Source organism: Microbacterium sp. T2.11-28 (genome assembly GCF_950097975.1).
In the GTDB taxonomy this organism is placed as follows: domain Bacteria; phylum Actinomycetota; class Actinomycetes; order Actinomycetales; family Microbacteriaceae; genus Microbacterium.
Genome location: NZ_CATNHF010000003.1, coordinates 41,676 through 66,568 on the forward strand (window position 1 = coordinate 41,676; position 24,893 = coordinate 66,568).

Annotated in this window: 35 protein-coding genes; 11 read left to right on the forward strand and 24 right to left on the reverse strand. The window is 67.0% G+C overall.

Annotated elements, in window-relative coordinates:
- Positions 1–144 precede the first annotated feature (144 nt).
- Positions 145–2,949 (forward strand): DNA methyltransferase, encoded by a 2,805-nt coding sequence (locus QQZ13_RS05500; RefSeq protein ID WP_228164380.1) that lies wholly within the window; start codon positions 145–147, stop codon positions 2,947–2,949.
- Positions 2,946–3,281, forward strand: a complete 336-nt coding sequence (locus QQZ13_RS05505) for a hypothetical protein (RefSeq protein ID WP_005052756.1) — start codon at positions 2,946–2,948, stop codon at positions 3,279–3,281. The genes QQZ13_RS05500 and QQZ13_RS05505 overlap by 4 nt, the downstream gene beginning before the upstream one ends.
- A gap of 485 nt (positions 3,282–3,766) precedes the next feature.
- Here the strand turns inward: QQZ13_RS05505 and QQZ13_RS05510 are convergent, their stop codons facing one another.
- The 22 genes from QQZ13_RS05510 to QQZ13_RS05615 form a co-directional block, all read right to left on the reverse strand.
- Positions 3,767–4,042 (reverse strand): hypothetical protein, encoded by a 276-nt coding sequence (locus tag QQZ13_RS05510; protein ID WP_005052758.1) that lies wholly within the window; start codon positions 4,040–4,042, stop codon positions 3,767–3,769.
- Positions 4,039–4,323, reverse strand: coding sequence for a hypothetical protein (locus tag QQZ13_RS05515; RefSeq protein ID WP_005052760.1), 285 nt, complete (start codon positions 4,321–4,323; stop codon positions 4,039–4,041). Before QQZ13_RS05515 ends, QQZ13_RS05510 begins: the two co-directional genes overlap by 4 nt.
- Positions 4,320–4,565 carry a hypothetical protein gene (locus QQZ13_RS05520; RefSeq protein ID WP_005052762.1) on the reverse strand — a complete coding sequence of 82 codons (246 nt, stop codon included), beginning with the start codon at positions 4,563–4,565 and terminating at the stop codon, positions 4,320–4,322. The genes QQZ13_RS05515 and QQZ13_RS05520 overlap by 4 nt, the downstream gene beginning before the upstream one ends.
- A 10-nt stretch (positions 4,566–4,575) precedes the next feature.
- Positions 4,576–4,986: a hypothetical protein gene (locus QQZ13_RS05525; protein ID WP_005052764.1), complete on the reverse strand. Its 411-nt coding sequence runs from the start codon at positions 4,984–4,986 to the stop codon at positions 4,576–4,578.
- Positions 4,987–5,012: 26 nt separating this feature from the next.
- Entirely contained in the window at positions 5,013–5,735 is a 723-nt protein-coding gene (locus tag QQZ13_RS05530) for an HNH endonuclease family protein (RefSeq protein ID WP_005052767.1), read from the reverse strand.
- 11 nt (positions 5,736–5,746) lie between these two features.
- A complete protein-coding gene (locus QQZ13_RS05535; RefSeq protein WP_005052768.1) occupies positions 5,747–5,950 on the reverse strand; it encodes a hypothetical protein in 204 nt (67 codons plus the stop codon).
- Positions 5,951–6,055: 105 nt separating this feature from the next.
- Positions 6,056–6,931 carry an ArdC-like ssDNA-binding domain-containing protein gene (locus tag QQZ13_RS05540; protein ID WP_005052771.1) on the reverse strand — a complete coding sequence of 292 codons (876 nt, stop codon included), beginning with the start codon at positions 6,929–6,931 and terminating at the stop codon, positions 6,056–6,058.
- 105 nt (positions 6,932–7,036) lie between these two features.
- Complete coding sequence (locus tag QQZ13_RS05545) at positions 7,037–7,846, reverse strand: hypothetical protein (protein ID WP_043341031.1); 810 nt, start codon at positions 7,844–7,846, stop codon at positions 7,037–7,039.
- Positions 7,847–7,994: 148 nt separating this feature from the next.
- Entirely contained in the window at positions 7,995–8,318 is a 324-nt protein-coding gene (locus QQZ13_RS05550; RefSeq protein WP_005052776.1) for a DUF3846 domain-containing protein, read from the reverse strand.
- An 84-nt stretch (positions 8,319–8,402) separates the two neighbouring features.
- Positions 8,403–9,806 carry a hypothetical protein gene (locus tag QQZ13_RS05555; RefSeq protein ID WP_005052778.1) on the reverse strand — a complete coding sequence of 468 codons (1,404 nt, stop codon included), beginning with the start codon at positions 9,804–9,806 and terminating at the stop codon, positions 8,403–8,405.
- Positions 9,807–9,916: 110 nt separating this feature from the next.
- Positions 9,917–10,045 carry a hypothetical protein gene (locus QQZ13_RS05560; RefSeq protein ID WP_005052780.1) on the reverse strand — a complete coding sequence of 43 codons (129 nt, stop codon included), beginning with the start codon at positions 10,043–10,045 and terminating at the stop codon, positions 9,917–9,919.
- Positions 10,042–10,323, reverse strand: coding sequence for a hypothetical protein (locus tag QQZ13_RS05565; protein WP_005052783.1), 282 nt, complete (start codon positions 10,321–10,323; stop codon positions 10,042–10,044). The genes QQZ13_RS05560 and QQZ13_RS05565 overlap by 4 nt, the downstream gene beginning before the upstream one ends.
- The gene (locus tag QQZ13_RS05570) at positions 10,320–10,676 is read right to left on the reverse strand and encodes a hypothetical protein (RefSeq protein ID WP_005052786.1); all 357 of its coding nucleotides are present in this window, start codon (positions 10,674–10,676) and stop codon (positions 10,320–10,322) included. Before QQZ13_RS05570 ends, QQZ13_RS05565 begins: the two co-directional genes overlap by 4 nt.
- The gene (locus tag QQZ13_RS05575) at positions 10,673–11,065 is read right to left on the reverse strand and encodes a hypothetical protein (RefSeq protein ID WP_284528112.1); all 393 of its coding nucleotides are present in this window, start codon (positions 11,063–11,065) and stop codon (positions 10,673–10,675) included. Before QQZ13_RS05575 ends, QQZ13_RS05570 begins: the two co-directional genes overlap by 4 nt.
- 95 nt (positions 11,066–11,160) lie before the next feature.
- Positions 11,161–11,382: a hypothetical protein gene (locus tag QQZ13_RS05580; RefSeq protein WP_005052790.1), complete on the reverse strand. Its 222-nt coding sequence runs from the start codon at positions 11,380–11,382 to the stop codon at positions 11,161–11,163.
- A 47-nt stretch (positions 11,383–11,429) separates the two neighbouring features.
- Entirely contained in the window at positions 11,430–11,729 is a 300-nt protein-coding gene (locus tag QQZ13_RS05585) for a hypothetical protein (RefSeq protein ID WP_062633405.1), read from the reverse strand.
- A 164-nt stretch (positions 11,730–11,893) separates the two neighbouring features.
- Complete coding sequence (locus QQZ13_RS05590; protein ID WP_005051904.1) at positions 11,894–12,136, reverse strand: hypothetical protein; 243 nt, start codon at positions 12,134–12,136, stop codon at positions 11,894–11,896.
- Positions 12,137–12,172: 36 nt separating this feature from the next.
- Positions 12,173–13,450, reverse strand: a complete 1,278-nt coding sequence (locus QQZ13_RS05595; RefSeq protein WP_005051902.1) for a hypothetical protein — start codon at positions 13,448–13,450, stop codon at positions 12,173–12,175.
- Positions 13,451–13,461: 11 nt separating this feature from the next.
- Positions 13,462–13,923 carry a hypothetical protein gene (locus QQZ13_RS05600; protein WP_005051901.1) on the reverse strand — a complete coding sequence of 154 codons (462 nt, stop codon included), beginning with the start codon at positions 13,921–13,923 and terminating at the stop codon, positions 13,462–13,464.
- Between the two features lie 281 nt (positions 13,924–14,204).
- Positions 14,205–14,654, reverse strand: coding sequence for a hypothetical protein (locus QQZ13_RS05605; RefSeq protein WP_062633397.1), 450 nt, complete (start codon positions 14,652–14,654; stop codon positions 14,205–14,207).
- 11 nt (positions 14,655–14,665) lie between these two features.
- Positions 14,666–15,436 (reverse strand): hypothetical protein, encoded by a 771-nt coding sequence (locus tag QQZ13_RS05610; RefSeq protein ID WP_217316627.1) that lies wholly within the window; start codon positions 15,434–15,436, stop codon positions 14,666–14,668.
- Between the two features lie 480 nt (positions 15,437–15,916).
- Entirely contained in the window at positions 15,917–16,267 is a 351-nt protein-coding gene (locus QQZ13_RS05615) for a hypothetical protein (RefSeq protein WP_005052795.1), read from the reverse strand.
- 117 nt (positions 16,268–16,384) lie between these two features.
- Between QQZ13_RS05615 and QQZ13_RS05620 the strand changes: the two genes are divergently transcribed.
- The 6 genes from QQZ13_RS05620 (at position 16,385) to QQZ13_RS05645 (ending at position 21,215) form a co-directional block, all read left to right on the forward strand.
- Positions 16,385–16,801: a MurR/RpiR family transcriptional regulator gene (locus QQZ13_RS05620; RefSeq protein ID WP_165801295.1), complete on the forward strand. Its 417-nt coding sequence runs from the start codon at positions 16,385–16,387 to the stop codon at positions 16,799–16,801.
- Positions 16,717–17,307 carry an SIS domain-containing protein gene (locus tag QQZ13_RS05625; protein ID WP_005052796.1) on the forward strand — a complete coding sequence of 197 codons (591 nt, stop codon included), beginning with the start codon at positions 16,717–16,719 and terminating at the stop codon, positions 17,305–17,307. Before QQZ13_RS05620 ends, QQZ13_RS05625 begins: the two co-directional genes overlap by 85 nt.
- Positions 17,308–17,409: 102 nt before the next feature.
- On the forward strand, positions 17,410–18,243 hold the full coding sequence (locus QQZ13_RS05630; protein ID WP_005052797.1) for an extracellular solute-binding protein: 834 nt from the start codon (positions 17,410–17,412) through the stop codon (positions 18,241–18,243).
- A complete protein-coding gene (locus QQZ13_RS05635) occupies positions 18,240–19,070 on the forward strand; it encodes a tyrosine-protein phosphatase (protein ID WP_005052798.1) in 831 nt (276 codons plus the stop codon). Before QQZ13_RS05630 ends, QQZ13_RS05635 begins: the two co-directional genes overlap by 4 nt.
- Positions 19,071–19,088: 18 nt before the next feature.
- The gene (locus QQZ13_RS05640) at positions 19,089–19,994 is read left to right on the forward strand and encodes a phosphodiesterase (protein ID WP_005052799.1); all 906 of its coding nucleotides are present in this window, start codon (positions 19,089–19,091) and stop codon (positions 19,992–19,994) included.
- Between the two features lie 54 nt (positions 19,995–20,048).
- Positions 20,049–21,215, forward strand: coding sequence for an amidohydrolase family protein (locus QQZ13_RS05645; RefSeq protein ID WP_045245739.1), 1,167 nt, complete (start codon positions 20,049–20,051; stop codon positions 21,213–21,215).
- Positions 21,216–21,237: 22 nt separating this feature from the next.
- On the opposite strand, the gene QQZ13_RS05650 is transcribed toward QQZ13_RS05645, so the two are convergent.
- Positions 21,238–21,819 (reverse strand): ABC transporter permease, encoded by a 582-nt coding sequence (locus QQZ13_RS05650; RefSeq protein ID WP_005052801.1) that lies wholly within the window; start codon positions 21,817–21,819, stop codon positions 21,238–21,240.
- 115 nt (positions 21,820–21,934) lie between these two features.
- Here QQZ13_RS05650 and QQZ13_RS05655 point away from each other — a divergent pair.
- Together QQZ13_RS05655 and QQZ13_RS05660 are read left to right on the forward strand one after the other, a co-directional pair.
- Positions 21,935–22,832 (forward strand): IS5 family transposase gene (locus QQZ13_RS05655; protein ID WP_156172673.1). Its coding sequence is split into 2 segments (ribosomal slippage): positions 21,935–22,294 and positions 22,296–22,832, totalling 897 coding nucleotides; the frame shifts between segments, so codons are not numbered across the junction.
- Between the two features lie 85 nt (positions 22,833–22,917).
- Positions 22,918–23,544, forward strand: a complete 627-nt coding sequence (locus QQZ13_RS05660) for a hypothetical protein (RefSeq protein WP_197281246.1) — start codon at positions 22,918–22,920, stop codon at positions 23,542–23,544.
- Positions 23,545–23,815: 271 nt separating this feature from the next.
- Here QQZ13_RS05660 and QQZ13_RS05665 read toward each other — a convergent pair whose 3' ends face one another.
- The gene (locus tag QQZ13_RS05665; protein ID WP_005055297.1) at positions 23,816–24,109 is read right to left on the reverse strand and encodes a hypothetical protein; all 294 of its coding nucleotides are present in this window, start codon (positions 24,107–24,109) and stop codon (positions 23,816–23,818) included.
- A 402-nt stretch (positions 24,110–24,511) separates the two neighbouring features.
- Between QQZ13_RS05665 and QQZ13_RS05670 the strand changes: the two genes are divergently transcribed.
- The gene (locus QQZ13_RS05670) at positions 24,512–24,796 is read left to right on the forward strand and encodes a helix-turn-helix domain-containing protein (protein ID WP_139833211.1); all 285 of its coding nucleotides are present in this window, start codon (positions 24,512–24,514) and stop codon (positions 24,794–24,796) included.
- The last annotated feature ends 97 nt before the right edge of the window (positions 24,797–24,893 follow it).

Sequence of the window (24,893 nt, forward strand, 5' to 3'; positions counted from 1 at the left end):
ACTACCCTAGAATCAGTCGGCGCTCATGTCAAGACGTCGTCGTCGTCGTCGTCGCTGTGGTGGTGGCGCCAAGCAGCCGCCACGCTGCGGACGGAGGTCGGGTAGTACCGGGTGCGAGTGGTCTGGCCGGATAGCGTTGGGATCGTGCCGAAGTCGTTGTCGATGAATGAGATCCGAGCCCGCGCTGCGCAGTTCACCCGTGACTGGCAGGACGAGCCCGGCGACGAGCGACAGCAAGCGCAGTCCTTCGTCCGGGATCTGCTCGGCGTGTACGGGATAACCCAGACCCGCGCGGCGTTCTACGAGAAGCGTGTCAAGCGCTCGTCGACCGGCTCGCGCGGATACATCGACGCGCTGATCCCTGGTCTCGCGCTGATCGAAATGAAGTCCGCCGGCAAGGATCTCGTCGCGGCTGAGCAGCAGGCGCTCGACTACATTGACGACCTTCCTGACCCGGAGGTTCCTCGGTGGGTAATCACGAGCGACTTCCGCCGGTTCCGTCTGCTCGATCTCCACGCTGAGAGCGAGGGTGTGCAGGAGTTCGCCCTGACCCAGATGCGGGATCGCGCTGACGTGCTCGCCTTCCTCGCCGGGTACGGTGAGCGCACCTTCGGATCGAAGGCGCAGGAGTCTGCGTCGATCAAAGCGGCAAAGCTGATGGCGTCCCTCTACGAGGCCCTCGAGGGGTCTGGGTACGACGATCACGAGGCGTCGGTGTTCCTGGTGCGCACCTTGTTCGCCCTCTACGCCGATGACGCCGGAGTGTGGGATCGCGATCTGTTCCTCGAGTTCCTCGAGACCCGCACCGCGACGGATGGTTCCGACCTCGGGCCTCAGCTGTCGTTGCTGTACCAGGTCATGGGACGTGAGCCGTCTCGTCGGCAGTCAAACCTCGACGAGCTAATCTCGCGATTCCCCTACGTCAACGGTGGAGTCTTCGAGGAATCGGTGTCGATCCCGTCGTTCGACGCAGGCATGCGTGACCGGCTGATCGCGGCTGCAATGTTCAACTGGTCGGCGATCTCGCCGGCCATCTTCGGCAGCCTCTTCCAGGCCGTCAAAGACAAGACCGCTCGGCGTGAGCTCGGCGAGCACTACACCACCGAGACCAACATCATGAAGGTCATCGGCCCGATGTTCCTCGATGAGCTGCGGCAGCGGTTCACGGACGGGTACCACGACACCGCCAAGCTCAAGAAGCTGCGTGCGGACATGGGGCTGATGCGATTCCTTGATCCGGCGTGCGGCTGTGGCAACTTCCTGGTGGTCGGCTACCGACAGATGCGAGCCCTCGATCTTGAGGTTCTGCTGCGGATCCAAGAGCTGTCCGGTGAGACGGCCCGCACAATGTTCTTCACCGAGGAGCACCTCGCCGTGCGGCTGTCGAGCTTCCACGGGATCGAGCTCGAGGAATGGCCCGCGCAGATCGCAGCGACGGCGCTGCACCTGGTGGAACACCAGGCAAACCAGGCGATGGAGCTGGCGCTTGGATCTGCACCAGATCCGCTGCCGCTGGACAAGATCAAGAGCATCGTCGTCGGCAACGCGCTGCGTGTCGACTGGGCAGCTGTCCTACAACCGACTGAGCACCTGTACATCATGGGCAATCCGCCCTTCCTCGGCCACGCCACCCGCTCGACCGAGCAAGCGCAGGAACTTCGCGACGTGTGGCGGAGGGACGACATCGGTCGGCTGGACTATGTCACCGGCTGGTACGCGAAGGCTCTCGAGCTGCTCGGCCGTCCCGGCTACCGAGGCGAGTTCGCGTTCGTCTCGACAAACTCGATCGCACAGGGAGAGCCGGTGCCAGCGCTCTTCGGCCCTGTGTTTGCCGCAGGGTGGCGCGTCAAGTTCGCGCACCGGACGTTCGCGTGGACCAGTGAAGCGCCCGGCGCTGCGGCAGTGCATTGCTCGGTGATCGGTTTTGACCGGCCGTCGAGGAAGAGAGCGCGGCTGTTCGACTACTCAGGAAACCTCAAGGGCGAGCCCGTCGAGATCCCCGTCGTGGATCAGCTCAACGGATACCTGGTCGACGGTCCCATTGTGCTAATCGATCAGCGGCGAAGCCCGCTGGCGTCGGCTCTCCCTCCGATGGTGTTCGGGAACATGGCTCGCGACGACGGCAATCTCCTGATCGAGCCGGCCGACTATGCGGAAGTGATGGCAGATCCGATCGCCGCGAAGTACGTCCGGCCGTTTGTCGGCGCCCGACAGCTCATCCACAACGAACCCCGGTGGTGCCTGTGGCTCGTGGATCTTGACCCCAGCGACATCGCCCGATCCCCGATACTCCGCGGGCGGCTGGATGCCGTGCGTCAGTTCCGCGCAGCGTCGAAGGCCGAGTCCACGCGACAGATGGCGGACACGCCGCACCTGTTCGGTCAAAGGTCGCAACCCGACACGCCCTATGTCTGTGTGCCGCGGCATGTGAGCGAGACACGCAAGTTCTTCCCGACCGCCCTGTTCACCCCTGATGTGATCTGCGGTGACGCGAACTTCAAGGCAGACGACCCAGACGGCCTCGCCTTCGCAGTGATCTCGTCGTCGGCATTCATCACCTGGCAGCGCACTATCGGCGGTCGCCTTGAGTCTCGTCTGCGCTTCTCGAGCACCCTGACGTGGAACACTTTCCCCTTGCCCGCCCTCACCGACACGCAGCGTGCCGCCATCATCGCCGGGGGGCAAGCCGTTCTGGATGCGAGAGCGCTACGCCCAGAACGCTCGCTCGCAGACCACTACAACCCCCTCGCGATGTCGCCCGAACTGCTCCGGGCGCATCGTGAGCTCGACACTGCTGTCGACAAGGCCCTGGGCCTGCGGGGGATAGCGACGGAGGCTGACCGACTGCGAGCGCTGTTCGCCAGCTATGCGAAGCTCACCACGGTCGACGAGCTCGCGATGCCGAAGAAACGTCCCCGCAAGGCGACAGCAGCGAGTGCGGCATCGTGAGCTGGCCGTACCCGACCGTCCGCGTCGATGGGACCGCGACGGTCGATGAGGAAGGGGAGAATCAGGTCTGCGCCTGTGGCAATGATTCGTGGACTCAGGACTGGCGGAGCGCCGATCGTCTTGGGCGTCTTGCCTTCGATGCTGCTGGTTCGGCCGACCCCGACGAGTTCGCGGTCTGCCCAGTGTGCGGCCGTGTGTATCCCAACGCTGCTCTGTTCCACGGCGCCGCGGCCGCGGTGGCTCGCTATGAGATCACTAGTGCCGAGTTCATTGCTGCGCTACAGCGGTATGACCACGACGCCTACGGATCCGGCGGGTCGCTGACGAGCTGAGTCACGCGGTCGTCGTCGGCACGGGGCTGTCGGTGCGCCGGCATAGTGTTCGCTGTTGTGGTGCAGCACTGGTCTCCGATGTCTCAGCTGCAGGCGTCGCCGGAGCCGGGGATCTGGTACGTGTTCGACCACAGCAAGAGGATCGCGATCATCCGCCATGTCGAGATCCGCGGCCGTAGGCTGCTGCGTTCCGTGACGTTCGATCGCGATCCCGAGCGGCGAGTGTTGATCGGCTACTTCCCCGACGATGCAATGAGGCTCGCTGTCGAGTGCACCTGGTCGGAGTATGTGAGGGCGACTGGTCCACCGGTGAGCAATCGTCGATGATCGCGTGCCACCGGGGCAAGAGAAAACGGCACCCGGCCGGAGCGTGGAAATTGTCACATTCACCAACGATCCAACTGAGGAGGAGCCATCGCCCCGAGGGGCGGAAGGGAACCTGCTCAACAGCCGGGTGCCGCGCCTTAGTGTACCGCGCGGGGCGGTCAGAGCGGGGTGGATTGGAGGAGCTCGTCAGCGACTCGGTCGAGCAGCTGAGGGGTGAGCTGCTCGTGGCGTCCTGCGCGCTTTATGGCGTCGATCGTCGCGAGGATCGTGGTGTGCGCGTCCGGTGCAGAGGGGATGGTCTTCTGTGCCTGTCGGATGCGTGCGCTGAGCTCAAGGATCGCGGTCTCGTCGCGTTCATTGTTCGCGTAGCCGGCGGCGAGCTCGAGCGACTTGTGTAGCAGGCGGGTCTCGGTGGTGGTGAGCGGTGCGGTCATCGTGTCCTCGTGTTCAGGAGATCTGCGGTCAGTCGGGCGAAGCGTGTGTCGACGTCGCGCTGGTCGGGGAGATCGACGTCGGCCGCGATGGGTCGGGCGTCGTAGAAGTGGTGCCGGATGACGCGGCCCCGGTGGTCGACCAGGCCCTCACCCTCGCCCTCGATCGGCTCGAGCAGAGCGACGATGGTGACGGCGAGCTCGCGTGCTGTCGCGCGCTCCCGGATGAGGGCATGATCTCCGAGGCGCAGTGCCGGCCACGCAGTGAGCTCGGGGTCGGTCATGAGGGTGTTCCTTCCTTGCTTCTGGGGGAGGAGCGGCGTAGCCGCCGAGCGGATTTGGGGAGGGGTTCGTTGCGAGGCAGCTTCGCGAGGCGCCAGTCATCGCGGACGGCGATCGCGGCGGCGAAACAGGTCATGAGCGTGGGGTGGTGGTGGTTGGCGCATCCGGCGCGGGTCTGACATCCGAGGTCGTAGCCCTCGGGGCTGCCGTGGATGATCTGTCGAGCGACCTCGTCGGAAAGCATGGCCTGGTCCTCAGTCGAAGCTGGCGTCGATCAGGAGGTCGAGCGCGTCGGCGAGCTCACGGAGCCTGTAGCTGCGTCGACCGGCGATGACGTGGCCGAACAGGTTGACGAAGTGCAGCTCGCGAGTGGTGGTGTCGGCGACGGCGACGGTATGGACGTCGTGAGCGTCGATGTACTGCCAGCTGATGATGTAGTTGCGGCCGGCGACGTGCGCTTGAGCCCAGCGGAAAAGCAGTGCACCGAGCGGACCATCTTCGGATGCGCGGGTCGAGTAGGGGTCGGCTGGCACGATCGCGTCGACGGAATGGAAGCCGACAGAGGAGCGGGAGATCTCGTAGCTGTCCAGCGGGATGTCGAGGAAGAGATCGTTGTAACGGGTGCCGGTGTCATCGGTGATGACGATGTTGTTCAGAGTGCTCATCGTTGTCAGTCCTCTCGGGTGGGGGGTCATGCGGCGCAGCTGGCGAGCTGCGCGCGGAGCGTGGAGTAGTCGGCCGGGTTGACCGTCAGCTGGTAGGCGGTGAGGACGTCGACGAAGCGCGCAGCGTAGGCGCATCCGTAGTCCGCGTTCGGGGGCATCCATTCGGAGGGGCCGCGATCGCTCTTCGACTGGTTGGTGCTGCCGTCCGTGGCCTGCAGATTGAGAGGATCGTTGGCGAAGCGCTCACGCTGGGCCTCGTCCCATTCGTCGGCGCCCTGACGCCACCCCCACGCGAGCGGCACGACATGGTCGATCTGCACGAGCTCACTCGTGCCCTGGCCGCGCTCGAAGGCGATCGTGAGCCCGGTGTAAGGGTCGTGAAGCGTTCCGGTGAGGACGACGCAGTCGTGTGTGCCGGGCTTGGTGGTGATGTTCTCGAGCGCGGCCGCGAGTGCGTCGTTGCGCTGGTCACAGCCGTTGCGGTCGATGTCGGCCCAGCGTTGCCCGAACGCGTCACGGTCGTAGCTGTCCTGGTCGGCTGCATCGGCCACGACGAGCTGCTCGAGCTCATCGAGGGCTGCGGCGGCGTCCGCGGAGATCTCTGCGGTAGGCACAGGCACAGGCGCGGGCGCGGTGTCGGTGAGGTCGCTGACGCCGGAGGGCTGGCTGGTGATCGCGATCGCGCCAGCGAGCAGGGCGACGACAACAGCGCCGGCGGCGGAGGCGAGGCGTGTGGTTCGGCGGTTCATGAGTGGTCCGTTCAGAGGAAGAGGGCGGCGCCGAGTACGACGGCCGCGGCGACCGCGGCGACGCTGAGGAGAAGGGTGACGAGGAACTTGAGGCTGCGCCGTACCGTGCGCTCTGCGCGGCGTGCAGTGTCGACGGTGACGAGGATGCCGACGAGGCCGCCGCTGCCCAGCAGAAGGGGAGCGAAGTCGCGGGCGGTAGACAGGGCGAGATCCATGGGTTCCTCCGGGGTATTCGTCTAGGGGTATAGGTCGCAGTTCGGGGTGTTCGCGGACAGAGATTCTCGGGGGCGGGCATAGGCGAGCCCGCCCCCCGAGGGCTGTTACGCGGCCGCGGCCTGGTCGTCGGCGCCGAGCATGGCGTCGGCGATCGCGTTGACGGCACGGAGGACGTTGCCGGCGACGCTGCGGATGAGGTCGACGTCACCGCCGGCCCATCCTGCGACGTACCCGATCGACCACGCGGACGTGTCGAGTCCGAGGAGGCCACCGGCGCAGTACGCGACCGACTCGGCTTCGGTCTCGATCACTCCGCGGTGCTCGCGGGTGCTGCCCTCGTCGAAGTGCAGAAGTGCGTGACTGATCTCGTGCAGGAGGGTCTTGACGCGCATGGCCGGTGCCATCTTGCTGTCGACCCGGATCTGTCGGGCCTGGCCATCGGTGTACCCGTTGAGCCCGTCCTGTGCGATGTCCTCGAGCGCGACATCCCAGCCCTGCGCGGTGATGAAGTCGGCGAGCTGGTCGAAGAGGCCTGCGACGTCGTCGCCCTCGAGGTAGATGGCCGGCTGCTCGGGGAGCGGCTCGCCATCGGTGTCGCGGACGTCGAACACGGAGAGCACCGGGTAGATCACTCGACTGCTGGTGGACTCTTCTCCGGTGGCCTCGTCGACCTCGACGATCCGCTTGGTGGAGTAGCCGAAGATCTTGATCGACTTCGCGCCCTTGACGACGTGACGGCCGAGGGTCTCCCACTGGCGGTAGCCGAGGCAGTGGGTGCCGCCCTGCGCGAGGATGAGCATCTGGTTGGAGAACGAGCGCCGGCGGACGATGCGCGCGAAGCGCAGCCAGGCCTTCCAGTTCTCGCTCTCGGCCAGCGTGGCGACCTGTGCGGTGAGCTGCTCGTGGAGCGCCTCGGCCTGTGCGCGGCGCTCTTCCGGGGTGCGGCGGGTGGTGCCGCTGCGGCGGGTCTTGGTGGTCATGGTGTCCTCCCTCAGAGTGGACGAGTAGTGAATGTGACATTCACTAGTATGAGGCATTCGATATGCCCCGTCAACTCCGATTTGCACCCGCCTGCAGCGGGGGTCTCAGCCCGGAAGGATGTCGGTGGCGGCTTTGGGGTACGCGGTGCGCGGCAGCCCGATCGGCAGCCGGCGACGCTGGGAGCTGCTGCCAAGAGGGAAGGCGTATCGGAAGTTCCCCGGATGCCTGATCTTCGTGACATCGAGCGCGGCGAGCGCCTCGCGCAGCCAGGCTCGCGGGTCTTGCCCTGCGCGGCGGATGGGGGCGCCGAGCGAGACCAGGTGTCGCTCGGCGGCGTCGGCGCCTCGCTCCTGTCCTCTTACCTTGGACAGAGATCTCTCGGAGAGCACGAGGCCGCGGCGGGGGAGGTAGTTCAGGGTGCGTGCGGTGCTGCGGCCGAGGGCGATCGCGTTGACGCTTTGGTATATCCCGCCGATGTGGCCGGGCGAGGTCTGTTCGATGCGCTCGATTGTGGTGCCGTTGTCGAGGGTCTCGGTGATCTGTCGGCGCCGTGGCAAGGGGTCGGCGAAAGAGACGACGCCGCGGATGCCCCGGTCGTAGGCGTGGCGGAAAGCGCGTGCGAGGAACCAGGATTCGGCGTTCGCGGGTGTGTCGGTGAGTACGAATCGGCCGAGCTCGATGCTCTGTTCGTAGGGCTCGAGCGTGCCGAAGACGGAGCTGAGGACTCCTCTGCTCATCGGGGTGGAGAAGGTGGCGACGCCGACCAGTGCCATCTCGTCGACCATGGCGCCGTTGATGGGGAAGCGGTCGTCGCGGGTGAGCAGCCCGATCGAGAAGCGTGCTGCGGGGAAGGATGCTGCGTAGTGCTCGTCGATGACGAATGCTCGCGCGGCGGCTTCCGTGATCGGGGCCACCTGGTATAGACGGGGGTCGAACCCGCCTTCGGAGATGTGGCGCCACGAATGGGCGCCGCGAGACCAACGCTGGCAGTAGTCGCTCGCGGGGGAGGAGGGCGGCTCGGCCGGCATGAGTACCGGCCGAGCGTTCAGGGTGGGCATGAGGTCAGATCTGCGCAGCGATCGCGCGGAGCTGCTCGTCGACGTCGGGGGCGACGTCGATCCACTCACCGGTCCTGGGGTGCAGCCCGACGATGAGCGCGGTGCTGAACAGCAGTGCGCTGCGGCCGTGCTCGGTCAGGTAGAGCGAGGCGAGCAGGTTCGGCTCTGTGACCTTGAGACCGGCTTCCTCGTCGACGAGCAGTGCGTGGCCGTTGGTCAGGCGGAGCTCTGCGACCCAGCCGCCGATCTCGCGCTGGTAGTCGGGCAGCTCGTCGATGCGGATGGTGTCGATCTCGCCAGCGGGGGTGATCTTGATGGCCGTTGTCATGGAGTCCTCCTCAGATCAGAACGGTAGTGAATGTGACATTCACTGATGGTACGCGGGCGACGTACCCTCGTCAACCGCCGTGGACTAGAGGAGTGCTGAGTCGACGCGGCAGCACTTCTGCTGCGCATAGGGGCGTTCACTCAGCGGCATCCAACCCGGTTCCCTTCGCCGAATGAGCCGGGGATGCCCGGCTTCCCCCTCCGTGGTCATGTGGGGGCCGGCGTTGGTCCAGCAGTTCTGCGCGCGCGTCTCGCACCACAGCGCGAGCCGCGCTTCGCGGGGGAGGCAGGCACGATGTGTCCACCAGGCGCGCTTCTCGCCGTAGGGTCCGAACTGGTGGCCCTCGCTGTGCGCGATCGCGTCGTGGACGGCGCGGAAGACGTCGTTGGCGAGCATCGGCGCCCGCTCGCCCGTGGGCAGGGTGACCGTAACGCTGCGAGCCATCGGATGATCCGGCGGAAGGGCCCCCTCGCTGTGCTGCGAGACCTCGGTGCGGAAGTAGAACAGGTGCTTGTTCTCGCGGAGATCGGCCAGCATCGCGGCAGAGTCGGCGTAGGGTTGCTCGGTCTCGCCGTGCCAGGGCTCGAAGGTGTAGCCGGCTTCTGTGAGCATGTCCCACTGAGCGCCGATGTGCTGCCGCAGTGATCGGTAGGAGCGGGCGACCTGCGGGTGCGCGGGCTCGTGCGGTGCGGCCGCGTATGCCCTCGCTGCAGCGATGTCGTCGAGCTCGGTCAGTCGGGGGATCGGCGTGCGCTGTGGGAAACCGTGCGCATCGGCGTACCGCTCTCTGAGCGACTGGATCTCCTTGATCGGCTGGTGGTGACGGTAGCTGTCGTTGCCGGGCACGAAGGCAACGTGCGCTCGAGCGAAGGTGGGTTCTGTTCCGAGACGGGCGGCGATCGCGTTCACGGCGGATGCCGGCAGCGGATACTCGGCGGGTTCCGCGATCTCGAGCTTGCCGTCATAGAGCCTGCCTCCCGGTGCGCCGGCGGCGCGGAGAATGTCGAGGGTCTCCTGGACCTGCTGCTGCGAGCCGGTGCCGGCGGCGAAGCTGTAGACCCGGTCGGGGCCGTCAGCGTCGAAGTACCCGGCCATGATGCTGTCCTGCTCATACCGCCCCGCCAGCTCGCCGGCCCAGTCGGTGACCTGCTCGAAGCTGTCCGCGTGGACGATGTAGGCGCCTGCAGGCTCCGACGTGCCCTCCCAGAGCCCGTCCGCGTGCTGCAGCTCGGAGATCTCGATCCCGTGACGTTCCGCGGCCGCGCGCAGGGTGTCTTCGTACTCGATCCACTCGTCGGTGTCCCAATAGCTGGGGCGCGAGCTCATCCGCATCAGCTCGCCCGAGACCGGCCGGAACGGGGTCGCGCCGATGAAGGCCTCAAGCTGCTTCTCGGCGTTCCGCTCGCGCTTCTCGGCGCGGCGACGCCGCTGCCCTTCGGCCGTCGACGACGGGCACCGCCGCCCTCCGTGGTCGATGTCGTCGCACATGGCCTCTCCCGTTCGTCTGCTGGGTATAGGCCGGGGTTGGGGGTGTTCGCGGACAGAAATCGGGGCCCCGCCGGTCGGCAGGGCCCCGATGAGGGCGGCATGGTCAAACGTCAGCCGTTGAGCTCCTCCCACACCTGGTAGGCGCGGTGAAACTCCGGGCTGTCATCGTCGCCGTCACGCACGAGCTGGTCGAGGTACTCGTCGAGCTCAGCCTGGGAGAGCTGGCGGGGATCCTTCATCCTTCGGCTCCCGCCTCGGCAGGCGGGCAACTGCACCGTGCACGCGGCCGCGAACCGTTCCAGTTCCCGACGTAGAACAGCGCGCACGGCCATTCGTGCTCGCCGCGGCGCCGCAGCCTGGGGACGGTCACCGTGAGCTCGCTGCCCAGGCTCAGCGCGTCCATGATGTCGTCCGCGATGTAGCCGGCCTCCTCGTCCGCCTCGTCCGTGTGCTGCTGGATCGTGCGCACGATCGTTGCGCGCACGTCCAGCGTGACGGTCGGCGATGCCTCGTTCATCGGGTGTCCTCGTCGGGGTCCACACGCTGGATCGCCTCGTGCAGGCGGGCCAGTCGGTCCTCTCGCACGATGATGACGAAGACCACCGCAATGCCGGCAAGAGGCAGGAGCACGATCGGGGCGGGGACCACGATCACCACGCCGACAGCGAGCAGCACGATCGGCAGGATCACCCTCAGCGTTGCGCGGCGGTGCTGACCGAGCTCGTTCCTGATGCGATCCTTGATGACCCCGTCCTGCTGTGCGAAGGCGGTGGCCGGGTCCGAGGAACGCAACATGCTCCGGATTGCGCGAGTTGTCCACTCGCTCAGCGTGCGCTGATGCCGATCCCTACTACTCTCACGCCCGGTCATCGCGTGTACTCGCTCGGGGACGGGATCGGCAGGTCAGGATCGCGGATCTCGTACTGCCGGTCCTCCACGTAGGCCGCGTACTCGTCTGCGAAGTCGTATGCCTCGGCCTCGCTGTGCCCTTCCTGGCGCGCATGATCGAACGCGCTCCGCCACGGCTGACCGGTCGAATCGAGCGGCGGGTACAGGCGGTCGATCAGCACCTGATTCGCAGCGTCGTCGATCCTTCCGCGAGCCTCGGCGTCGGCGATCGCTCTCGCAGTCGCATGTGTGCCGTCTCGCAGCCGCGACAGATCACTCGAAGAGGGCACCACCCGCGCATAGGTGCAGTCGTCCCACCGGCAGTAGGTGGTCGTCTCCTCTGGCGTGAGCGGGCGGGGAGTGACGCTCACCAGCGCGGCGCCGCGTCCGCACACGGGGCATCGTCGAGCCTCCGCGCTGCGGACACCAACGCCGCGGCGATGGGCTGTGTTGTTCCGGCGCTCGGTCATCGCTCGCTCCCGCTCTCGTTGGGCGGGTTGGTGATGATGAACCCTGTGCCGGCGTCGGGCTGGTCCTGGCGCAGTCCGACGATCTCGGTGTCGGTCGCGTCGGTGTCGTTGAGGGTCTGAGCGAGCAGGTCGGCGTACTCGTCCGCGGTGAGTGCCTGGACCGCGGCGGCGTCGGTGACGTCGACGGGCTTGCCGTTGACGTGGAAGATGCGGGTCATGGGGTTCTCTCCTGCTGATGCGTCGTGGTGTCCATCCTCGTCGTGGGTCAGCGGAGGTCGAGCTCGACGCTGTCGGCCTCGAGGTCGGGGATGGTCTGGGCAGGGTGGCTGAACGTGACAGCCGGGCCGTGGACGATTACACGGTCGCCGCGGTGGGTCGTCAGCCGGAGCATCTCGGCGAGGATCCCGTTGGCGTGGACGTTGTATGAGCCGGCGTCGGTCTCGACGCGGAACCCTACGCGCGCCTGACGGTCGGTGAGTCGGCGGACGAGGGTGAGCGGTGTGCGGACGGTTCCTGCGATGGTGACCGCGGTGCCCGTGGGGGCTGCGGCCTGGGTGATGGTCATGGCCTGTCTCCTCAATCAAATAGTGAATGTGACATTCACTGACTATACGCCTGCGAGTCTGGTAGGGGAACCCCCGTGCCTGACTGTGCCGCAGGCCCTTCTTGCTGGGTATAGGCCGGTCTTGGCGCTGTTCGCGGACACCCGAGTTGCGAAGATCGGTGAGGTTAGTCGTCGATGCTGCTGTCGGGTTCGTCACACGCGCCACTGTTGATGGCATCGACGCCGGCTTTCGTGAGCACCCAGCCGGGTTCGACCCATGAGTAGCGCTCGATCAGACCGCGCCTGCGGAGAGACTGGATGGTGCCACCGGGAATCCCCAGGCCTGTCGTATCGAGGTAGCTGGCGCCACCGGAGGGGGACCGGCCATCGGCGATCATCCGCATGGTGACCCGCTGCGACCAGTTCAACGGCGGGGCCTTCTTGCGGCGGTTGAGCTGTCGATGTCAGGCGGAACGTGCGAGCTGCGCAGCGGAGGCGGTCGGCTGCAGCGCGAGGAGCCGCTGCGCCTTCGCTGCTTCGATCTCGCCCGGCAGCTCTCCCTTACGAGCGCCGGAGCGGCCGTAGAGAAGGACTTTCACGCCGGTCTTGGAGGCCTGCGCTCGGTCGGCGATCTCGAGGATGGTCATGCCGGAGGCCATCAGTTGTCGGACGTGCCGGCGAACGGGGTCAGCGGGCACGCGCGGGGCCTGCGGGGCGATGCCGGCTTCCCGCCGCCGGCGTCGCTCTTCGGTCAGCGATGCGTCGGCGCAGGAGATCTCGGCAGGGCATTGATCTCGGTCCTTGCAGCCGAGCTGGTAGCCGTAGGCGGTCCCGTGGTGTTCGGCCGGGATGCTCTGTTCCTTCCGGTTTGCCATCCACTGCCGGTGATACTCGCGGCCCGCCTCGATGCACTCCGGTCGATCGCAGCCACGCGCCCGGCAGGCGTTGGTGCCGTGCGGCTGCAGCTGCCGCGGTCGGGAGACGCGAGGGGCCCGCGGGGTCTGCGGCCGCGGCATCCGCGGCCTGGCCGGCGGTGCCGGGCGATCATGCTTCGCGAGCTCGTCGACTGCTGCCTGATGCCTGGCGGTGGCGTCCTGCAGAGCACGCTCGATCACGCCGCCGACCGATAGGCCGCTTCCGGCGGCGATGGTGGCCGTCTTGAGCGTCTCGACCGCGGAACGCAGCTGGACGCGCAGATCCCGGTGGTCGCTGCGCCACTGTGCGAGCTCGTCGACGTGACGATCCAGCGCTGCTTCGTAGCCGTCGACCGTCTCCGCGAACGTGCTGGCACGCTCGACGGGGAGCGTCTCGGCCGCGAGGCGGGCCTTGTCGATCCACTGATAGCCAGGATGCGTGCGCGTCCTCAGCAACGTCGGTCGCGGGGTCGCGATCCTCAGCGGCGCCGTCTTCGGCGGGCGGGCGGGCCGTGCTGTCGGTGTGCGCTTCGAGGCCTGCTTGGGTCGGCGGGGCTGCGTGGCTTCGGCCGCGGCCCGGCGCTCTTCTCGAGCGGCGATCTTGTCACGCTGCCGGGACTGGTCGCGTGCGGCTGCGTCGCGCTCGAGGATCTCCGCAAGGGGCGTGCCGGCGTCGATGAGCTTCGCGAAGGAGAAGTCGCCGGCATAGCGGGTGTGGATGGTGCGGCAGGGGATGAGCGCGGGGCACGCTGCAGTGCGGCATCCGCGGCGGTACCCGTCCGGGGTGCCGTGCGGGAAGCTGTCGTCGAGCAGGTCGAGGGTGGACATCACGTTCGGCCTCAGTAGCGCAGGAGCTTCGCGGTGACGAGCGACAACAGCGCCGCCCGTTGCGGAGAGTTGAGGCGGGAGAAGTGCGCGCCCAGGGTGTCCAGTGCTGCGGTGAACTCGGCAGGCAGCCCGTCGAGATCCCGCTTGACGCGCCGCTCGTTCGCGTCGCGCTGCGCCTCGGCCTGATCGGTCACACGCCACTCGTCGGTGGCCGCGCGGTCGGCATAGGCGCCCGTGATCCGTGGCGCATGCAGCCCGCGGGTGTAGAGCGAGTTCGGCTCGTCGATCGGGCGAGTGATCGTGATGATCGCGCCGACCGGCGCCGACGTGTACGGCTTGTACGAGCCGAGCTCCTTGTCGGAGATCTCGCCGTCGACGAGCGTGCGGTACCAGTGCGCGAGCTTGCCATTGCCCGCCTGCCTGCGCCCGACGTAGACGACATCCTCAGTGACGGTCTCTGCCGATTCGCTCATGGGCGATCTCCTCAATCAATCAGAAAGTAGTGAATGTGACATTCACTGATACTAGAGAGGTTGCAGCGTTCTCGCAACCGTCGTCGTCGTCGTCGCCGAAAGTCGAGAGCGCTGCCTGTCGGCGGGCACGGTGCGCATGGGCTCATCACGAGGCGCTTCGATCTCGAAGCCGCACGCGCCGCAGCTGTGCAGTCCGACGCCATCGACGTCGTCGGATGGGATGTACATGGTGGTGGGCTCTTCGCACATCAGGCAGCGCATGGTGATCTCCGATCGTGTGGTCAGGCGGTAGCCGCCGGGGTGATCTGCTCGACGGTGGCTGAGTAGCCGCGGTGGGAACCCCAGGCGGCGGCGATGCGGTCGGCGACGTCGCGGTCTTCGCCGAGGTAGGGGCGGTATCGCTTGCCTCGCGGGTCGGTGATGACGACCTGGACGACGCCGGAGGGCTCGCGCACGGTGACTCGGGCAGCAGGGATTGGGTGGGCGTGGACGCGGCCGGCGATGATGAAGGTCGGGTACAGATCGCGTGCGAGCTCGGGGGAGCGGAACACGTCGTGGACCCATGCCGTGATGGCGATCGCGCCGGCAGGACTGAACCCGATGAGGCGGGCGGGGAGCTGCTCGAGCCCGGAGCGGACGAAGTAGTGCTCGTCGACGAGTATCGGCGCCGGCGGATGCAGAGACCGCTCGTCGTGGGCGGGGTAGATCGTCAGGCTGGTGCGGCTGTTCATGAGGCGCTCGTTCATGCGGTGCGGCGGATGCCTACGGCGATGATGTGCGCCTTGGTGGGACGGGAGTAGAAGCCGAAGCTGTCGTCGTCGTCCGAGGCGGAGACGGTTGCGGTGAATGCGACGACGTCGCCGCGCGTCGCGGAGGAGATCTCGGAGGGCTTGGTGCCCCACACGCGCCAGCCTTCGCCCTGGACGAGGATCTTGACGGTGATGCCCCACTGGGTGTCGGTGGTCTTGGTTGCGAGGATCTCACCCTGGATGAGGGTGCGTCCCGTGGGGACGGGGCGGCGCGCTGCCAGCTCGCGCTCGAGCTGCTCGAGCAGCTCGTGGGCAGTGCGGACCTCATCGGCGTCGAGGGTGCCGGTGGAGTCCTCGAGCGAGTCGAGGAGGTAGCCGATCTTCTCGCGCAGCGGGTTGCCCTCCCGGATGCTCAGATGAGCTTCGGTGAGCTGGTCGCGCAGGCCGGGGTGCTCGGCCTCGAAGGCAGCGCGACGGGCGGTGATCGCGCGCGTCGTGTCGATGTGCTCGGCGTGCGCCTTCGCGTGGGCGCGGGCGGTGGCGCGAGCGCTGCTGACGAGCCGGCTGCGAGTGCCGGTGCCGTGGCAGTCGAAGCAGATCGGGCGACCGTGGCCATCGGTGAAGTGGGTGGGCCCGGTGTACAGGCCGGTGCCGATGCACTTGCCGCAGGTGTCGGTGATCCGCTCGGAGCCCTTGCGGCCGGGGAAGGGGTCGACGTAGAAGTCGTGCCAGTCTGCCGGTGCGGTGGTGTCGATGCTGTCCATGGGATCCTCCGATGCGTCTGTGGGTATAGGCCGCGGATCGTTCTCTTCGCGGACATGAAGGGGAAGGTGCGGGGGCGGCTATGTCACGGAGCCGCCCCCGCGGCGGCGACCTGGTTGGGAGGACGGCGGTCGCCGTGAGGGACGGAGCGAAGAGCGCGGCGAGCGCTCGTCAGGCTGCGGTGTGGCGCCTGTCCCTGGGAGGGGAACGGCGTTGCGCGGTTCCCCTGGCTGTGGGTCTGTGGGGTCTCCCTCTACTCAGTTAGTAGTGAATGTGACATTCACAGAGTAGGGGGTTTCTGCGTGCGGGTCAAGCGTCGATCTTGTAGGGATCTTTCTGAAATGTCCATTTCGCAGTTGAAATGTCCACGCGATGTCCATATGGACATTTCGGACGCCGGCCGACCGTCGCGATCATGTGGGCGGCGGTTTCACAGCGCCTCAGCTTCTCTGCTGGATCGCGGCTACGCGATGTCTCCCCTTTCACGTCTGAGTGGCCATCGGTCTGATCGGGCCATGAGCAGGATCAGTTTCGCGCGTCGCCCCCGCCCTCTGGTTCCGCGCTGCGGGCGTCATCGTCGTGGCAGGCTTCTTCGCGTCGTTGGTTACCGGTGTCTGCTGCCCCGGCGCCCCCGCCAGCGGAACATCGACGTGCGGAACGTTCGAGCGCTTGACCGCCGGGATCGACAGATCACGTGGCTCTGGCTCGCACGGACGGTCATCGTAGGCGCCATCGCGGCGCTCGAGGTGGGCGTCTTCGGTCGAGTCACCCTTGGCCGACTTCCTTGCGGGCATGGCACTGTTCGGGAGCTCGAGCGGACGCAGGGAGGTCATGAAATTGCCTTTCGCGGATAGCGGAGGCGATGAACGCTGCGTTCACCTATGGTTGGGGTCGTGGTCGCATTGCGCCCATACGATGTGCGGCGAACCCGAAAGGTGATCACCGGCTACATGAACTCGCCCCTCAACGAGCCGCCGCTCGGCGGAACCATCGACCACATCCTCTCGATCCTGCCGTCGCTCGTACCGAGCGCGCAGCGCGTCGCCCGCATCTGCGCCGAGCGACCCCACGACGTGGTCGACATGTCGGGCGCCGACCTCGCCGAAGCCGCCAACACGTCGCCGGCCACCGTCAGCCGCACCGCCCAGGCGCTGGGGCTGCGCAGCTTTCAGCACCTGCGCATGCTGCTCGTGCGTGACCTCGCCGCCGACGCCACCGCCGCGCCCGACGCACCCGCCGGCACCGAGGGCTTTCTGCGGTGGCTGGCCGAGGGGCGGGTGGGATGCTGCAGACCGCGCTCGCCTCGATCGACCCGGTCGCGTTCGACGCCGCTGCCGACGCCATCGCCCGCGCGCCGCGCCTGCTGATCTCGGGCACCGGCGCCTCGCACGCCGCCGCCCAGGCGTCGGCCGTCGCGTTCGCCGTCAACGGCCGGCCCTGCGAAGCGCCCGCTGACGGCGTGGTCGCCCACCTCACCGCCCGCGTGCTCGCCCCCGGTGATGTGTGCCTCATCGTCAGCTCGAGTGGCGCCAACTCGGTGACCCTCGCGGTTGCGGACGCCGCCGTCGACGCCGGCGCCACCGTGATCGGGGTCACGAGCTTCGCCCGTACCCCGCTCACCACCCGCGCCGACCACCTGCTCGTCGCCGGTGCGCGCTTCCAGGCGTGGGATCAAGGCATTCTCGGCAGCGGGCTCGTACAGCTGCTCGTGCTCAACGCCCTGCAGATCGCCGTCGCCGACCGCATGAGCGACGCCGCCGACCGCGCGCGCCTCGCGGTGCGCGAAGAGGTGCTCGACATCGTCGCCGACGACGGCTCCGACGCCGAGGCATCCGACGTGCCAGACGTTATCGACCACGGCGATGGGCGTTGACACTCCGTTTGCAGGAAATTCACTTTCCTCGATTGCAATAGCTCTGCAAGCGGATTTCGCGGGAAGGCCCCGGTTCGTCAGGTCGCTTGCAGAAGGCGACTCATGGGAACGATCCAGCTCTCTGGTGTCGGTCGCTCCTTCAAGAGCACCGCCGCCGTCAGTGATATCGACCTGATCATCGAAGACGCCGCCGCGCAGATCACCGAGTCCACCGGTGCCCCCTCGATGAGCGCGTCGTGCGTGATCACCGGCGGCAGCTGGTGCATGCAGGGCCTCTTCCTCTCGAACGGCGCCCAGGTGCTGAGCGATGACCGCACGACGATCGAGTTCGGCTCGGACGCCGCGATCGATACGGTCGCGACCTTCACCGAGATGTACGAGGACGGCGTGCTCACCAACGAGGACTTCACCAGCCAGTACGAGGCGTTCGCGCAGGGGAAGACCGCGATCCACGTCAACAGCTCGGCCCTGCAGGGCGCGTTCATGATGGGCGCCGAGGCCGGTGGCTGGACCCTCGACGCTCACACCCTGCCCGCGTTCGGAGACCAGGCGGTCGTGCCCACCAACTCGGGCTCGTTCCTCGCGATGTTCGCCACCGACCCCGCCAAGCAGGCCGCCGCGTGGGAGCTCATGCAGTTCATGACCAGCCCCCGCGCCTACGAGATCATCTCGACCCAGATCGGGTACCTACCGCTGCGCAGCAGCATGGCCGACGAGGGCGGACCGCTCTATGACTGGGTCGAAGCCAACCCGCTCGTGAAGCCCAACCTCGAGCAGCTCGACGCGCTCGAGCCGTGGGTGTCGTACCCCGGCGACAGCTACGCCCAGGTCGACCAGGTGCTCGCCACCGCCATCGAAGACGCGGTCTTCTACGGCGCCGACCCGGCCGCCACTATGACCGAGGCCGCCGAGCGCGCGCAGGGGCTGATCGAATGACCATCGACCTCGACCTGACGCCTTCGGCGACGGATGCCGCGGCCGCTTCGTCGCCGGATGCCGCGACCGCGGCGCCTCGTGAGCGTCGCCACGCCGTGGCCGGCCTCTACAACCTGCGCGACACCGGCGGCTACCGTGCAGCCGGCGGCACCAGCCGGTGGGGCAAGCTGCTGCGGTCAGATGCTCTGCACCGCATCGACGCGACCGGTCGCGACCGGCTGGCCGAGATCGGCGTCGCCCACATCATCGACCTGCGCGGCGGCGACGAGCGCGCCACAGCGCCGAGCGCGGTCGACGGGCTCGAGGTCACCGTGCACCACCTGCCCGTGTTCGACGACGCCGACCCGGCCGCGCAGGCCACCACGCACGTCGGACTCGTGCCCGTCTACGACCACATCGTCGACGAGCGCGGGGCGCAGCTGGTCGACGCGATCCGGGTGATCATCGCGGCTGACGACGACGACGCGGTGCTCGTGCACTGCACCGCCGGCAAAGACCGCACCGGTCTCGTCGTGGCCTTCGCGCTCGCCGCCGCCGGGGTCGACCGCGACGACGTCGTGGCCGACTACGCCGCCACCGCCGAGAACCTGCGCGGCGAGTGGTCAGACGCGATGACCGCCGTCTTCGAACAGCGCGGCATCGAACTGACCGCGGGAATGGTCGAACTCATCACCGAGAGCCCCGCCGAGGTGCTCGAGGCGCTGCTCGAGCGCATCGACCGCGAGCACGGGTCGATCAGCGCCTACCTCCTCGCCCACGGACTCACCCCCACCGAGCTCGAGCGTCTCACCGCCGTGATCATCGACCCCGCCGCCACCGCGGTCTGATCGGAAGGAACACACACCATGTCGCACATCGCGAGCCAGCATCCCGCTCCCGAGCACTTCATCCTGCATGTCTCTGACACCCACTTCGTGGGCGACGGCGACCTGCTGCACGAGCGCATCGACAGTGACAAGAACCTCGCAGAGCTGTTCGACGGCTTCACCAAGGCCAACGCCCGCCCCGAAGCGATCGTGTTCACCGGCGACCTCGCCGACACCGGCCGCCCCGACGCCTACGAGCGCCTGCGGGCCATCGTCGAGCCCGCCGCCGAGAAGCTCGGTGCCCAGGTGATCTGGGTGATGGGCAATCACGACGAGCGCGTCGCGTTCCGCCGCGGCCTGCTCGACGAGGAGGCCGACCAGTCCGAGCCCGTCGACCGCGTCTACGACGTCAACGGTCTGCGCATCATCGCGCTCGACTCGACGGTGCCCGGGCAGCACCACGGCGAGATCAGCGACGAGCAGTTGGCGTGGCTGCGCCGCGAGCTCGAAGTCCCCGCGCCCGACGGCACCCTCATCGCGCTGCACCACCCGCCCGTGCCGAGCCCGATCGGGCTCATCGCCCTGGTCGAGCTGCGCGACCAGGAGCGCCTCGCCGAGGTCATCCGGGGCACCGACGTGCGCGGCATCCTGGGCGGTCACCTGCACTACTCGACCACCAGCACGTTCGCGGGCGTGCCCGTGTCGGTCGCGTCGGCGACCTGCTACACGCAGGACCTCGCCGTCGCCTACCCCGGTGCCCGCGGCCAGGACGGCGGCCAGTCCTACAACCTCGTGCACGTCTACGGCGACCGGGTGCTGCACTCCGTCGTGCCGATCGGGCAGTTCCCGACCGTCTACGAGATGACTCCCGAGATGCTCGAGGCGTTCATGAACATGACCCCCGACGAGCAGCTCGCCGCCGTCAACGCGTCGGCGGGAGAGTAGTCAGCCCGTGAACAATAATGTCTCGTATCTACATCTCCTCGAACGGAGCAGTTCATGACGGATTCCACGCTCGGCGCAGTCTCTGCGACCGCGATCACGAACACCAGGGTCTTCGACGGACACAGTCTGAGCGCCCCCACGACGGTCGTCGTCCAGCCCGACGGGCGCATCGGTGACGTATCAGCGGATGCGGTCGTCGTCGGTGCCGCTGTCGTCAACGCGGAAGGTACGGTGCTCCTTCCTGGCCTGATCGACTGTCACATGCACCTGAAGGGGCGCGAGTCCCTCGAGACGCTCGCCACGTACGGTGTCACCACCGGCCTGGACATGGCGACATGGCCCGCATCACAGTTCCAGTCGTTGCGGGGACTGAGGGGAGTCGCTGACTTCCGCACCGCCGGCATGGCGGCGACATCTCAGGGCAGCACGCACAGCCGCATTCCGACCTATCCGGACGTCGCGCTGGTCGATTCCCCCGACAAGGCGGAGCGGTTCGTCGAGGTGCAGGTGGCAGACGGGGTGGATTACATCAAGATCATCGCCGATCTGCCCGGTCCCACCCAGGACGTGCTCGATGCACTCGTGGCTGCTGCGCACGCGCGGGGGCTCAAGGTCATCGCGCACGCAGCCCTGTACGAAGCTGTGCGTATGAGCCTCGCTGCGGGGGCCGACATGATCACCCATGCTCCACTCGACCGCGCGCTCGACGATGCGACGGCTGAGACGATGCTCGCCCAGGGCACGGTGTTCATCCCGACCTTGACGATGATGAAAGGCGTCGCCGCGAATCTCACCGCAGCGGGCGTTCCCGGTGTGAGCTATGCACACGCCCACGAGAGCACGCGCGCGATGCATGCCGCGGGCGTTCCGGTCCTGGCCGGCACCGACGCCTACATCGGGTCCTTCACACGGGCATCGCCGCCATACGGCGAGAGCATGCACGACGAAGACGCCTACATCGGGCTCCTCGAACGGGCAATGCCGCCATACGGCGAGAGCATGCACGACGAACTCGCTCTGCTCGTGGACGCCGGCCTGTCAACAGCCGAAGCGCTGCGCGCTGCCACCTCGACGGCCGCGCACGCGTTCTCACTCGACGATCGGGGGGCGATCACCCCCGGATTGCGAGCCGACCTCGTGCTGGTGGACGGCGATCCGCTCACCGACATCGCTGCCGCGCGTCGCGTTCTGCGTGTGTGGTGCGGCGGCATCGAGGTGTGAGGGCGTCCTCTCGACCGCGGTGTCACTCCACGGCGGTGTTCGCGCCGTGGTGCCACGCGAGCACCCGGTTCTCGACGACGATGAGCAGCAGGTTGAACACGTACCCGAAGATCCCGATGAGCACGATGCCCGACCACATGTCCGTGATCGCGAACGACCTCTGCGACTGAAGAACGAAGACGCCGATCCCGTTGCCTCCCGCCATCATCTCGCTCACGACGACCATGATGAGCGCGAGCGAAAGACTCGTGCGCATTCCGGCAAAGATCTGCGGAGCTGCCGCGGGAAGTGCGACCTGCAACTCGTAGCGGAACCAGTGGATGCCGTACACCCGGGCGGTCTCGCGCAGTCCGGGGTCCATTCCTCTGATTGCAGCTTCGGTATTGAGGAGCACGGGCCAGAGGCAGATGAAGGTGATCAGAATCACCTTCGCGGTGTCGTCGAGGCCCAGCACGATGATGACGAGGGGAATCAACGCGACCGCAGGGATCGCGCGCAGGAACTCGAGCACGGGTGCGAACATCGCCTGGAGGCGGTGCGCCTGACCGAGAACGAACCCCACGACCACGCCGATGACCACAGCGCCGATGAACCCGATCATCATCCTGGAAAGACTCGGCAAGACGTCGCTCGCCATCCGCGCGAAGAGCCAGTTCTCCTGGAAAGCGACTAGGGCGTGTCTCCCAAAGGTTTGGGCTGGTCGCTGGAACGCTCGGTGTGTGTCTCGAACGGAGTTGCTGACTGATGCGCAGTGGGAGCTGATTGCTCCGTTGATGCCGTCCTCGCAGGGGCGTCGTGGTCGGCCGTTCGCCGATCATCGCACCGTGGTGGAGGGCATCATCTATCGCTACCGGACCGGGATCGCGTGGCGGGACTTACCCGGGTGCTTCGGGCCGTGGCAGACGGTGTGGAAGCGGCACCGCCGCTTCAGCGGTGATGGGACGTGGGACAAGATCCACAGCGTCCTGCTGGCCCATGCCGACGCCGCCGGGCTGATCGACTGGGAAGTCTCGGTGGACTCCACGATCAACCGCGCCCATCAGCACGCCACCAACCTGCCCCGGGACACAGGGGGACCTGACGAATTACACGAATCTGCGCATCGAGCCGCCTGATCACGCCATCGGCCGCTCCCGCGGCGGCCTGTCGACGAAGATCCACCACCTGTGCGACGGGAACATGCGGCCGCTGGTGATGCTGCTCGGGCCCGGGCAGGGCGGGGACTCCCCGATGTTCGAGCACGTGATGAACGCCCTGCGGGTACCGCGCCTGGGTGGGGGCCGGCCACGCACCAGGCCCGACCGGGCGCTGGGTGACAAGGCTTACTCTTCCCGGGCCAACCGCAAGCTGTTGCGCCGGCGCGGCATCCAGGCCGTCATCCCCGAACGCGATGATCAGATCGCCAACCGCAAGCGCCGCGGCGCCAAGGGTGGTCGCCCGGTCACCTACGACACCGAGGCCTACAAGCGCCGCAACGTCGTCGAGCGCGGATTCAACATCTTCAAGCAATGGCGCGCCTTGGCCACCCGCTACGACAAACTCGCCCTGACCTATCGCGGCGGCGTCGTCCTACGCGCCATCACCATCTGGCTCAAGGCTTTAAGAGACACGCCCTAGCGCCCGGGTATTGTCGGCACGATGCCGTTGCCGCGTATCCGTTGTTGAAGGGGTGAGTATGTCTGCTGTTGTTGCGCGACTTGACGTGGACCTCACGGATATTGAGTGCATTGTGAAGGTCACGCGGCCACTGGTCGGAGTACCGGACTCCGTGAACTGGACGGAGTTGCCGTCGGGCGTCGCGAAGATCTCCGCTGACGCGACGTTGTACATCTTCGATGACGACGACGAGGGGGAGCCGGAGCGTCGTGTCATCGCGCGCGCTACTGCGTACACCGTCGACCTCGACCGGGTGGGTGACGTCGTTGACGTGTTCGATCAAGTAGGCGGCGAAGCATTCGAGATCACCGAGTCGATTCTCGGTGATGAGAACGTCTTCGAGTGGCTCGACTCCCGCGATCCGCTGGTTGGCGAGCAGGTGTCGCAGCTCGTGATCGTCGAGGGCGTCTTTGTGGAGCCACCGTACCGGGGTCAGCGCCTTGGTCCACGTCTGCTCACGACGCTGGTGGAGACGGTGACCGGCACGGGGAGGGAGACTCTCATCGTTCTCCGCGCGCAACCGGTGCCGTGGGAGCACCTGTCCGAGATCGAGTTTCGGCGCTCCCGAAAGAAGGTCGCTGCGTCGTACGAAAGCGTCGGGTTTGCGCACTTCCGGGACAACATCTATTGGCGTCACAACGCGTTCGTCGGGACCGAGAACCTCGAGGCGTGAGTCACGCCCCCGGGTATTTGGGAACCTTCAGGTCGACCTCCCCGGCCAGGTGGCGAGCGTCGTCGGGCGGGTCCAGTTGCGGCGGGCGGTGCGCTCCGTGGTGAGATCGTGCGGAGCGGCAACGATCCACACGGTCGCTTCCCGCGTCGATCAGATCCGACGAGCCCTCACTGACTATCACCACGATGGCTCACCAACGTCTACGACGAAGACAACCCGGCCGGATCCTCCACCACACCAGGGGACAGGACCATCAATCAAGAAGGGTTTCTCATGCAGTCAGCGCCTCGAGGATGAGACCGCGCACGTGATCAAAGTCGAGGTCGGCCGGAAGCTGGAGCCACGCGTTCTTCTGACCCTTGTAGTGTGTCCCGACGCCGGCGTCAACGAGAGCCGCCGTGCGCATTGGGTCAAGCTTCACCACCACCTGCCCGCCGCTGGTCATGGCGCGCACGGCGCCACTGCTGCTTCCCGAGACGATGAGACTGCCGCGGTGGTTCCGTGACACACCGTCAAGCGCAGTCATCTCGTGAGCGATCGTGTCGAACACTTCATCCCCAGTCATCACGGTTCTCCCTTCATGCGCGGTCGACGACCCCAAAGCGATCCCTACAGGTGGCCCTCAGAAGAAGTGTCCCACTCAGGCTCCTTCACGCGGAAGACCACGGCGCGCAACGCTTCGGGCGCAGAGCTGCGGATCAAGGCCGCCGGGTTACCGGCTCGCAAAACGTTGGAGGACTTCGATTGGGATGCGCAGCGGAGGGCGCTCGCAGACCAGTTCTGACGACCGACAGCAGTTCATCGTCAGCCGGTTCCTACAGATGTCACGCTCCGAGTTGTCCATTTCGCAGGGGAGATGTCTACGCGATGTCCATATGGACCTTTCGGGGCATTGGGGCGAGTCGCTTCGGTGGGATTCGCAAAAAACGTCGAGACGCCGACTGACCGGCGCTCGTAGATTCGAAGCGTGTCCTCAGTCGTCCTTCCACTCACCGCTCAGCGGCATGCGGAACGTGTGAGCCGGGCACTTCACTGGATGGAGGAGCGTCTCGAGGAGCCGGTGACCCTCGCCGAGATCGCGGCGGTCGCTGGTCTTTCGCCGCATCACTTTCACCGCGTCTTCCGTGCGGTCGTGGGTGAGAACCCGAAAGCGCACCTGCGCCGGTTGCGGCTTGAGCGAGCGGTCTACCGACTCAAAGTCAGTACGGACACGGTGCTGCACATCGCGTTGGAATCGGCCGCGTCCGTTTGAGTGGTGGTCTTTCGCTTCGTTGCGATGATCAGCTGTCGTTAGTTTAGGCGGCGGTGATCTCGGGGAGTATCACCGCCTCGTCGATGGTGGGGGTGGT